Below are 10,421 nucleotides of genomic sequence, written 5' to 3'. Positions count from 1 at the left end.
GAAATATGACGAGCCATTTTATTCTTGGCTCTTAACCTGCTGCCAAAGTGCCTCCATCTCATTAAGTGTAGCACTTTCTGTCGTTTTACCACTTTCCGCGAGGCTTTTTTCGATTTGGCGAAAACGACCTTCGAATTTGTTACACGCTTTTTGCAACGCTATTTCAGGTTTATAACCTAAATGGCGTGATAAATTCACGGTTGCAAACAATAAGTCGCCAATTTCCTCTTCTAAGCGCGCCTGGTCAACAACCGCCTGAGTGGCTTCTTCCATCACTTCTTCAAGTTCTTCATGAACTTTACCAACAACAGGGCCTAGCGTATCCCAGTCAAAACCAACTGACGCACAACGTTTTTGAATTTTATAGGCTTTCATTAGTGCTGGGAGTGAATTTGGAATATCATCTAGCACAGAAAATTGCGATTTTTCAGCTCGCTCTTTGGCTTTTCGTTTTTCCCATCCCTCAATCACTTCTGTGCTACTCAGTGTATTATTTGCATCGAAAATATGAGGGTGGCGATGTTCGAGCTTATCACTAACAGATTGGCAGATATCGCTAAAATCAAAGAGTGATTTTTCATTCGCCATTTGCGCATAGAAAACCACTTGGAATAATAAGTCTCCCAACTCACCTTTTAAGTCGCTAAAATCTTCACGTTCTATCGCATCAAGCACTTCATAAGTTTCTTCAAGCGTATAAGGCGCAATAGTTTTAAATGTTTGTACCTTATCCCATGGGCACCCTGTTTGAGGATCGCGTAACTGTGCCATGATGGATAATAAACGTTCAATTTGAAGATTTGTCTGACTCATTGTATTAACCTTTAATTTTTTTTGTTTCTAGTTGTCCTTTATCCCAAACTTATCAGAGTTGATGAGCAATCGACAAATTTTTCCCAAAAAAATAAATTTTTGCTAACTAACTCATGAAGAAACAGAAGTTGTATAGAAAAGAATAATTAAAAACATGAAGAGAGGGATTTTTAGAATATAAATATACCGATTTTCAAAATAGTTTGAATTGTAGGTAGGCGGCAAGCGAAGATATCTCGGGGAGCATACACAAGTATGTGACCCGAGTAGCTAAGCGCAGCCAACACCCCTACAACTCAAAATATGAAGAAAATCACTGAGAATGACGCTTTGCTTCTATAACATCCGCCAACTGATTCAGCTTAGCTAACACCCGACTCAGCACCTCAATGTTATACAGCTCAATAGTCATATCTATCGTTGCCAGTTGCTGTTTTACATCGCTGCGGCTACTGACACCAAGCACATTGACTTTCTCATTTGCTAATATTGTCGTGATATCACGCAGCAGGCCGCTGCGGTCATTAGCAATAACTCTAACCACAAGAGAATAACCACTCGAGTAGTTTTCTCCCCAAACTGCATCTATTACGCGTTCTGGTGCATGGCTTTGTAGTTCAGCTAATTGTTCACAGTCTGCACTGTGAATGGAAATACCTCTTCCTTTCGTGATAAAACCGACAATTTCATCCCCTGGAATTGGCTGGCAGCAGCGTGCAATATGGTGCATTAGGTTACCAACCCCTTCAACCACCACTCGGCCGCTACTATGAGATGGTGCTCTTGGGAGTGAAGACTTACTTTCTAATGTCTTCATTGCCGCACGGTCTTCTTCTTCGGCAGTGGCTTTGTTAAATTTGCTCTGCAGGAAATTCACTAATTGGTTGATACGGATATCACCGCCGCCAATTCCTGCCAAAACCTCATCCAATGAATGAACATTGTAGCGTGCGATTAGCAGTTTTTCTGCTTCACGAAGGCTTATATCAAGCTGTGATAGTTCGCTATCTAAAATTTGACGCCCTGCAAGAATATTTTTGTCCCTATCTTGTTTACGGAACCAATTTTGGATTTTAGCTCGCCCACGGCTGGTTGTGACATACCCTAAGTTAGGGTTTAACCAGTCGCGGCTTGGATTTGGATGCTTTTGAGTAATAATTTCAATTTGATCGCCCATTTGTAATTGATAGCTAAATGGGACAATACGCCCACCTATTTTTGCACCAATACAACGATGGCCGACATCACTGTGAATATGATAAGCAAAATCAAGCGGCGTCGAGCCTGCTGGTAAATCCACCACATCCCCTTTTGGGGTAAAGACATACACTCGGTCATCAAACACTTGACTACGAACTTCATCTAGCATTTCGCCAGAATCTGCCATTTCTTCTTGCCATGCAATCAGCTTACGTAACCATGCAATGCGGTTTTCGTAACTACTGCCTTTACCAATGCCAGTCGCGCCTTCTTTGTATTTCCAATGTGCCGCAACTCCCAGCTCTGCATCTTCATGCATTTGGCGAGTACGAATTTGAATTTCAAGCGTTTTACCGTTTGGCCCTAACACTACTGTATGAATAGATTGATAACCATTAGGTTTCGGGTTCGCCACATAGTCATCAAACTCATCAGGAAGGTGGCGAAAATGGGTATGCACAATCCCTAATGCAGCATAACAATCCTGCAAGCGTTCAACAACAATACGCACCGCTCGCACATCAAACAGTTCATCAAATGCCAATGATTTTTTCTGCATTTTACGCCAAATACTGTAAATATGCTTAGGCCGGCCATAGATATCTGCTTGAATATTCTCTTTTAACATGTACTTACGTAAGGTTGTTACGAAAGTATCTATATACTCTTCACGGTCAATACGACGTTCATGGAGGAGCTTTGCAATTTTCTTATATTCATCGGGATGCAAATAACGAAAACAGAAGTCTTCTAACTCCCATTTTAACTGCCCAATTCCTAGGCGATTTGCTAAAGGAGCATAAATATTTGAACACTCTTTAGCCGCTAAAACGCGCTCATCTTCCGTTGCATCTTTGACTTCACGTAAATGGGCAATTCGTTCCGCTAACTTAATAACAACACAGCGGAAATCCTCTACCATTGACAGTAGCATACGACGAATATTATCGACTTGTGTCGAGCTCGTTTCACTCGATTGCGTGGCTTTAAGTTGACGAATCGCATCCATTTCCAGCACGCCTTTAACGAGTTCGTGAATGGATTTACCAAATTCATCAATAACTTCTTGCTCTTCCAACTTCCCCTCTTCCACTAAGGGAAAAAGTAAAGCTGCTTGTAAGCTGCCGATATCCATACTTAATGTCGATAGGATTTCGGTCATTTCAATACCGCGCCACAGTAACAGAGGGGCGATTTCTTGTCCGGCTAGTTTATCGTGACAATATTGCCAGGTATGGATGAGCTTTTCTTCTGATTGTTTATTGCTCAATCCCAGACCGTTAACCCACTTTTCTGGGGCAAACTCACCTGCTGGGGTAAGATGCGCACTTCTTACTGCAACCATATATTCTCCCTACCTATTAAACCTCTGGGCGACGGATAAATAACGCCATTGACTCTAAATGGCTAGTATGCGGAAACATGTCTAGCATCCGCAACTGTAATAACTGATAGCCCCCATCAAGTAAAACTTTGCTATCTCTTGCCAATGTTGTGGGGTTACATGAAACATAGACAATTTTTTCTGGCATCAGTTTAATTAAATGTTCCATAACACCAGCGGCTCCAGCTCTAGCGGGGTCTAATAATACTTTATTAAAGCCACGAGCCGCCCAAGGTTGTGTGTGTATCTGGGCTTCTAAGTTTTCATTATAGAATGTCGCATTACAAATAGTATTGAGCTGTGCGTTATTTCGTGCCTGTTTGACTAAATTTTCCACACCTTCAACACCCACAACGGATTTCACTAACCGTGCGATAGGTAATGTAAAGTTACCCATTCCACAAAAAAGGTCTAATACCCTATCTTCACTGTTTAGATCTAACCATGCTAAAGCTTGTTCTACCATCAACTGGTTAACTTGCCCGTTCACTTGAATAAAATTTAATGGGTTAAATTTTAGTATTTCCCCAGCAACTTGATACTCAGGTTGTGGCGAATTTGGTGACAGAGCTTGTAAGTTTTCATCATTACCCGCTAACCAGATAGACACTCCATGCTGATTTTCAAAATTGCTTAACTTTTGAGTATCTGATAACGAAAAAGGTGTTAAGTAACGAATCAATACAATTTTGCTATTGTCTGCGTGAATAAGCTCTACGTGGCCCAATTTCGCTTTATTACTGAGCTGGTTAATGCATTCAGAAAGTGGTTTTAATAAGATATCCAAATCAGGAGATAATATAGGGCAATTTTTTATATCAACTAATGTGTTAGATTGAGATTGACGAAACCCCATAACGACATTTTTACTTTTAGGCTGATATTGTAGCCCCAACCGAGCTCGGCGACGGTAGCCATATGACTCACCATAAATCACCTCGGCACAGGATATATCTTGCAATGTTTCGCGTCGCATCAGATAAGCTAAAGCATGAGCTTTACTTTCTCTTTGTAGTGCAATGTCAACATGTTGCTGTTGACATCCCCCACATTGGTTAAAATAACGGCACCGTGGCTTTACTCTTTGAAGGCTCGTGCTCAAACGTTTAATTACCTTCCCTTTAGCAAACTGCCGTTTCTCTTCCGTCAATTCAATTTGGGCTTCTTCTTCAGGCAATAAACCTGTTACAAAAATGGTTTTTCCTTCGATACGAGCAACACCTTGCCCTGCGGCATCAAGGCTATCAGCTACAACCGTGATCTGGCGGCGTGGAGTGGTACGGCGATTAGGAGAGTAAAATTGAGCCATAAAATAGTCACTACAGAATATTAAGTTATAAAAATCATGATTGCCGAGTTTTCAATTTTAATGCGTTTTTTTTTCGCTAATTAATCAAGGAAAACGAGCAGACTATTATACCTACTTTCCTATCATTTGATTGACTACTTTTCTATTTTTATTACGCTATTCAGTTATTATATCAATTGCTAACCATAAATTTACGGTATTCTTCATAGGCATAGTGGTCTGTCATACCGCTAATATAGTCTTGAATCAAACGAGCTCGATAATAAAACTCAAGAATAGATTTATCTGCTTCATTCGTTGCAGAAATTTTCTCAAGTGCTTCTGTGTAAGATAATCGATGCTTATTAGATAATTTATGGAATAACCTCGTTTCAATGAAAAAATGCTTGTGGTAATTTTTGTCCACGAGGTCAGCAAAATCACTTCTATCCATCATCAGTAGTGGACTATAAAAATCTAATAATCCACTGATAATTCGATAGCCTTGTAACTCTAACTCTTCAACTTCATGGTGATTAAACACATGTTTAAAAGCCACTGTTTTCAGCACTTTCAATAACCTATGCTCTGGACTTTTATCTTCTAACAAAGCGCTATTAAAAGTGCCGTTATAAATTTCGGGCAGATTCTTAATAAATTGTTGCGCGCTGTAATGAGATAATTTTCCTGTGATATTTACGCGCAAATACATAAAGAATTGGTCTTGCTGAATGCGCCTTGTGTGGTTGTCACTGATATTATTGAAAGCTCGCATAATGGTTTGATCGAATAAATCATTTTGTTCAATATTTCCCCACTCTGCTTTTAAATACTCAATTAACTGCTCAACAGTAAAAATTCCTTTTTCCGCAGCGTCATCCAAATCAGCAATGCAATATGAAATATCATCAGCCGCTTCCATAATATAGGACAGCGGGAAACGGCAATATTTTTCCATATCGAGCTTTTTGGTTAGCTCACTTACAAAGTCCATCTCTGACCAATAATATCCTGGTTTTTTCATTAAATAATCAAATTCAGGGGGAATTGGCTCCAAATCATAAGCTCCACGCGTATATTTTAAGATAGAGCCAACTTGCGCATAGGTTAAGTTTAGTTTGAGTAAGCGATGCGCCATACGTAGCCCTTGCGCGTTACCTTCAAATGAGCATAAATCTTGCTTTAATTGACGGCGGAATAAATCTTGCTTTTCATTTCCAGTTAACTGTAATGCAGGGATTTGGCATGGATCAGGGGAATTGGGTGTATATAAGTAACTAGGCGATAGTAATTTAGTAAACCACCGTTGAATTGCAGCCTCACCAAAGTGCCCAAATGGTGGATTGCCAATATCATGCATTAAGCAGGCCATTTCGACTAAGCTCTCAAAAGCATCACACCGTTCATCTAGCCCATAAGGTTCAAGCAATTTTTTCTTTTTTAGTTCGCCTAAAACCGTTTTACTGATGTAACGGCCAACCTGCTGTACCTCTAATGAGTGAGTTAAGCGACTGCGAACTGCTGCATTTTGCTCTAAGGGAAAAACTTGCGTTTTTTGTTGCAAACGGCGAATGGCAGCTGAATTAATGATCCGCCCACGGTCACTTTCAAATAAGCGATTAACCGCGTCTTCATCTTTAGGTGAAATTTTTTGGTTTTTCGCACTGCTCATGTAGTTACGCTGAAAGTTTAACTTCTTAACAAAATTAATCTCACCCACTCTGCCCCCCTCCCTATCTCGATTGATGCTTCATTATATAGCCTAAATATAGGAAAAAAACTTCACGACTCACCTTTCAATGTTACACTTCGTGCATCTTTGTAATTTCGTTGTCTAAATCCGAGTTGTTGCAATTAAAATTGCGAACCCACTCGAAGAATACAGCAATAACACAATAAAACATTATCGTCCCTAGTCAAAATATTGACACTAATAGTGCAAATTGAGCAGGGAAAAGGAGACAAAATGAAAGTTGGAATAATTGGTGCCATGGAACAAGAAGTGGCGATTTTGCGCTCGCAAATTGAAAACTGCCAAACTATTAACCGCGCTGGCTGTGAGATTTATACAGGTCAAATTAATGGCGTTGACGTTGCGTTATTGAAATCAGGTATTGGTAAAGTCGCTGCCGCAATCGGCACAACATTGTTACTGGAGCATTGCCAACCAGATGTCGTGATTAACACTGGCTCCGCCGGTGGGCTAGACCCTCGTTTAAATGTCGGTGATATCGTGGTTTCTACTGAAGTTCGTTACCATGATGCTGATGTGACAGCATTCGGTTATGAACCTGGCCAAATGGCACAGTGCCCACCCGCTTTCGTCGCGGATACTAAACTGATTGAAGTTGCTGAGCAGTGCATTCAGCTATTGGATATGAACGCTGTTCGTGGTTTAGTTTGTAGCGGCGATGCTTTTATTAATGGTGCTGAACCACTGGCTCGCATCAAAGCGATGTTCCCGCAAGTTGCGGCAGTAGAAATGGAAGCCACCGCGATTGGCCAAGTGTGTCACCAATTTGGTACCCCGTTTGTCGTTGTCCGCGCCATTTCAGATGTGGCTGATAAGGAATCCCACACAAGCTTCGATGAATTCTTACCCGTTGCTGCCCGTCAATCGTCATTAATGATCACTGCAATTTTATCCAAACTCGCTTAATAATTCTCATAAAAAGTATAACTAATTGTTAGTTATACTTTTTTAATGTCACGATGAATTTTGTTATGAAAAGAATAACGCATTATTTCTCTCTTTCTATTACCTTGTTATGTGCTTTATTGGTGGCTTTTTCTGCTCTAGGAGCGGCAAAGCAACGCGTTATTAGCTTATCACCTGCCAATACTGAGCTTGCTTATGCAGCAGGGCTTGGGGATAGCTTAATTGCGGTCAGCGCTTACTCCGATTACCCAGAACAAGCTAAAAAACTAGAGCAAGTCTCTGATTGGCAAGGATTAAATGTAGAACGTATTATCGCACTAAAACCTGATTTAATCCTCGCATGGCGAGGAGGCAACCCCCAACGCCCTCTTGATCAGCTTGCGAATCTCGGCATTCCAATTATTTATTTTGACCCTCAAACCATTGATGATGTCATTAATTCAGTCACTGAGTTGGCACAATACAGTCCAAACCCAGAGCTTGCACAACAAAATGTAGGAATAATGCGCGCTAAGCTAGCGCCTTATCAAAATACAAAAATTTCTAATAACAAACCTAAGAGAGTGTTCATTCAGCTCGGCTCTCAACCTCTATTTAGCGCTGGTAACCACACGCTGCAAAATGATGTCGTCGAGTTTTGTGGGAGTGAAAATATTTTTGCTAATAGCTCAGTTCAATGGCCACAAGTCAGTCGTGAGCAGGTACTCACTCGCAAACCAGATGTAATAATCATGACGGGCTCAGCAGAACAGGAAAAAGCAGTGAAAGAATTTTGGCACGCCCAGCTCAATATCCCAATAATCCGATTAAATGAAGATTGGTTTCACCGAGCAGGCCCAAGGATTGTGAACGCGACCGAACAACTGTGTGAGCAGTTAAATTCACTATCCAATTGATAATTAAGAATTAAGAATTAAGAATTAAGAATTAAGAATTAAGAATTAAGAATTAAGAATTAAGAATTAAGAAAATTTTCTAAATAGTTCGAGTTGTGGCAAGGCGGCAAATGAAGGTATCTCGGGGAGCATACATAAGTACGTGACCCGAGTAGCTGAATGAAGCCAACACAGCTACAGGTTGAAAAAGAACTCAATAATTCTCTAAATCATTCGGCCTGTAGCAAGGCGGCAAATGAGCTAGAACCTAGGAGCATACAAAAGTATGTGACTAGGTCTAGTGAATGCAGCCAACACAGCTACAGGTTGAAGGATGACGAGAATTAGACGCTAAAGGACGAACCACACCCACAAGTAGACTTAGCATTCGGATTAGTCACAATAAAACGCGAACCTTCCAAACCTTCGGTATAATCAACACTTCCGCCGACTAAATATTGTAAACTCATTGGGTCTACGACAAGAGCAACACCTTGCTTTTCAATTGTCATATCGCCTTCGTTGATTTGGTCATCAAATGTGAAACCATATTGGAAACCGCTGCATCCGCCACCAGTGATATAAACACGCAGACGCAGATTTGGGTTGTCCTCATCAGAGACTAGATCTTTAACTTTAATTGCTGCCGCATCAGTAAATTGCAAAGGCAGAGCTGCATCATCACTCATTTTTTTACTCCAAACCGGTGACCGGTAAATTCATGCGTAGGCTAAAACCTACTCAGATCAATTAACCTAATTATCCGCCACTTGACTAAATGGTTCAAGTGTTGTTAAGCAATTAGACACATTGTGCATATCTTCGTATCAATATTTGGTTTAATTGGTGTGGTGCTTTAGAATGAGAGCAATTTTTTTCTTAGCCTCTTTCTGGAGCCCTGCGATGTCACAATCTGAAAAACTTTACGCACAAGCAAAAGAACAAATCCCTGGTGGTGTAAACTCCCCTGTTCGTGCTTTTAATGGTGTTGGTGGAACCCCATTATTTATTGAAAAAGCGGATGGCGCTTATATTTATGACGTTGATGGTAAAGCCTATGTGGATTACGTTGGCTCATGGGGACCGATGGTATTAGGCCATAACCATCCTGAGATCCGTGATGCCGTGATCAAAGCTGTCCATAAAGGGTTAAGTTTTGGTGCACCGACTGCCGCCGAAGTTGAAATGGCTGAATTAGTTTGTGAGTTAGTCCCCTCTATGGATATGGTACGCATGGTGAATTCAGGTACTGAAGCGACCATGAGTGCAATTCGTCTGGCTCGAGGTTACACAGGCCGCGACAAAATCATCAAATTTGAAGGCTGTTATCATGGCCATGCAGACTGTTTATTAGTCAAAGCTGGTTCTGGGGCGCTTACGATGGGTGAACCAAACTCTCCAGGCGTCCCCGAAGATTTTGTAAAACACACATTAACTTGTACCTATAATGACCTAGCTTCAGTCCGCCAAGCATTTGAAAATTATCCAGAAGACATTGCCTGTGTGATTGTTGAACCTGTTGCTGGAAATATGAATTGCGTACCACCAACGGCTGAGTTCTTACCGGGTTTACGTGCATTATGTGATGAATTCAATGCCGTACTCATCATTGATGAAGTCATGACTGGCTTTCGCGTCGCATTAGGTGGAGCACAAGATTACTATGATGTTCAACCTGATTTAACCTGTTTAGGTAAAATCATCGGTGGTGGTATGCCTGTAGGTGCCTTTGGTGGCCGCCTTGAAATTATGGAAAAACTAGCCCCAATTGGGCCTGTTTACCAAGCGGGAACCTTATCTGGTAATCCTGTCGCGATGGCTGCTGGTCTTGCTTGTTTAAAAGAAGTCTCTCAACCGGGTGTGCACTCACGTTTAAATGAATTAACAGAAAAGTTAGCTCGTGGTTTAAAACGTGTTTCCCAAGAGCAAGGTATCCCGATGGTTATCAATCACGTCGGTGGTATGTTTGGTATTTTCTTCACCGACGCACCAACAGTGACTTGCTACCAAGATGTGATGAAGTGCGACGTTGAACGCTTTAAGAAATTCTTCCACTACATGTTAGAGCAAGGCATTTACCTCGCACCTTCTGCATTTGAAGCGGGCTTTATGTCTATTGCTCATAGCGATGAAGATATTGAGAAAACTATCAAAGCGGCTGAAACAGCACTTGCGAAAATTAAAGCGAATTAATTCACATTG

At 41.1% G+C, this 10,421-nt stretch carries 8 protein-coding genes; 3 read left to right on the top strand and 5 right to left on the bottom strand.

What is annotated here, in order from left to right; all coding sequences use genetic code 11:
- Positions 1–18 precede the first annotated feature (18 nt).
- The 4 genes from mazG to dgt all read right to left on the bottom strand — a co-directional run bounded on the left by mazG (position 19) and on the right by dgt (position 6,405).
- Positions 19–813, bottom strand: a complete 795-nt coding sequence (gene mazG / locus PSE72_RS06875) for a nucleoside triphosphate pyrophosphohydrolase (RefSeq protein WP_115166796.1) — start codon at positions 811–813, stop codon at positions 19–21.
- A 313-nt stretch (positions 814–1,126) separates the two neighbouring features.
- Positions 1,127–3,358, bottom strand: coding sequence for a GTP diphosphokinase (relA, locus tag PSE72_RS06870; protein WP_115166795.1), 2,232 nt, complete (start codon positions 3,356–3,358; stop codon positions 1,127–1,129).
- A gap of 16 nt (positions 3,359–3,374) precedes the next feature.
- A complete protein-coding gene (gene rlmD / locus PSE72_RS06865) occupies positions 3,375–4,706 on the bottom strand; it encodes a 23S rRNA (uracil(1939)-C(5))-methyltransferase RlmD (RefSeq protein WP_115166794.1) in 1,332 nt (443 codons plus the stop codon).
- Positions 4,707–4,878: 172 nt separating this feature from the next.
- Positions 4,879–6,405: a dGTPase gene (gene dgt, locus PSE72_RS06860; RefSeq protein WP_115166793.1), complete on the bottom strand. Its 1,527-nt coding sequence runs from the start codon at positions 6,403–6,405 to the stop codon at positions 4,879–4,881.
- Positions 6,406–6,651: 246 nt separating this feature from the next.
- On the opposite strand from dgt, the gene mtnN reads away from it, so the two are divergent.
- Both mtnN and btuF read left to right on the top strand, forming a co-directional pair.
- Positions 6,652–7,344: a 5'-methylthioadenosine/S-adenosylhomocysteine nucleosidase gene (mtnN, locus tag PSE72_RS06855; RefSeq protein WP_115166792.1), complete on the top strand. Its 693-nt coding sequence runs from the start codon at positions 6,652–6,654 to the stop codon at positions 7,342–7,344.
- A 65-nt stretch (positions 7,345–7,409) separates the two neighbouring features.
- On the top strand, positions 7,410–8,240 hold the full coding sequence (gene btuF / locus PSE72_RS06850) for a vitamin B12 ABC transporter substrate-binding protein BtuF (protein ID WP_198641375.1): 831 nt from the start codon (positions 7,410–7,412) through the stop codon (positions 8,238–8,240).
- A 323-nt stretch (positions 8,241–8,563) separates the two neighbouring features.
- On the opposite strand, the gene erpA is transcribed toward btuF, so the two are convergent.
- Positions 8,564–8,908 carry an iron-sulfur cluster insertion protein ErpA gene (erpA, locus tag PSE72_RS06845; protein ID WP_004260480.1) on the bottom strand — a complete coding sequence of 115 codons (345 nt, stop codon included), beginning with the start codon at positions 8,906–8,908 and terminating at the stop codon, positions 8,564–8,566.
- A 214-nt stretch (positions 8,909–9,122) separates the two neighbouring features.
- Here erpA and hemL point away from each other — a divergent pair, with 214 nt between their 5' ends.
- Positions 9,123–10,412 carry a glutamate-1-semialdehyde 2,1-aminomutase gene (gene hemL / locus PSE72_RS06840; protein WP_115166790.1) on the top strand — a complete coding sequence of 430 codons (1,290 nt, stop codon included), beginning with the start codon at positions 9,123–9,125 and terminating at the stop codon, positions 10,410–10,412.
- The last annotated feature ends 9 nt before the right edge of the window (positions 10,413–10,421 follow it).

It is taken from the genome of Providencia sp. PROV116, assembly GCF_028482485.1.
GTDB lineage: Bacteria > Pseudomonadota > Gammaproteobacteria > Enterobacterales > Enterobacteriaceae > Providencia > Providencia rettgeri.
This window is presented reverse-complemented; position numbering and strand designations above follow the sequence as displayed.

What these genes read in the sequence shown, in the direction of transcription:
- mtnN (WP_115166792.1), top strand. Translation starts at nt 6,652, where the DNA reads ATGAAAGTTGGAATAATTGGTGCCATGGAACAAGAAGTGGCGATTTTG.
- erpA (WP_004260480.1), bottom strand. Translation starts at nt 8,908, where the DNA reads ATGAGTGATGATGCAGCTCTGCCTTTGCAATTTACTGATGCGGCAGCA.
- relA (WP_115166795.1), bottom strand. Translation starts at nt 3,358, where the DNA reads ATGGTTGCAGTAAGAAGTGCGCATCTTACCCCAGCAGGTGAGTTTGCC.
- mazG (WP_115166796.1), bottom strand. Translation starts at nt 813, where the DNA reads ATGAGTCAGACAAATCTTCAAATTGAACGTTTATTATCCATCATGGCA.
- hemL (WP_115166790.1), top strand. Translation starts at nt 9,123, where the DNA reads ATGTCACAATCTGAAAAACTTTACGCACAAGCAAAAGAACAAATCCCT.
- rlmD (WP_115166794.1), bottom strand. Translation starts at nt 4,706, where the DNA reads ATGGCTCAATTTTACTCTCCTAATCGCCGTACCACTCCACGCCGCCAG.
- btuF (WP_198641375.1), top strand. Translation starts at nt 7,410, where the DNA reads ATGAAAAGAATAACGCATTATTTCTCTCTTTCTATTACCTTGTTATGT.